Origin of the sequence: Pseudomonas sp. SIMBA_067, from assembly GCF_046534675.1 — a bacterium.
GTDB classification, from domain to species: Bacteria; Pseudomonadota; Gammaproteobacteria; order Pseudomonadales; family Pseudomonadaceae; genus Aquipseudomonas; species Aquipseudomonas putida.
Genome location: NZ_JAWRYH010001552.1, coordinates 1 through 228, shown reverse-complemented (window position 1 = coordinate 228; position 228 = coordinate 1). Strand labels below are relative to the sequence as shown.

Sequence of the window (228 nt, the reverse complement as noted above, 5' to 3'; positions counted from 1 at the left end):
AACGGTATTCGTAACCACGATGAAATTAGGCTTATTGCCGATTACGTTAATAACGAAAGTTACCTTTATGATGATAACGGTAAAAAGGGTGGCCTTGCAGCACAATCCCGATTTGTGATTTTAGGTGATCTAAATGCCGCACCTGAAGGTGATAAAAAGCGCACCAATACAACAGATCAAATACTTAAAAGCCCATTGATTAACGCCGGTTTTATTCCAATCAGTGAG

At 39.5% G+C, this 228-nt stretch carries 1 protein-coding gene; it reads left to right on the top strand.

Annotated elements, in window-relative coordinates:
- A partial coding sequence (locus SB765_RS34665) for a hypothetical protein (protein WP_410933159.1) occupies positions 1 to 228 on the top strand: 228 nt, incomplete at both ends.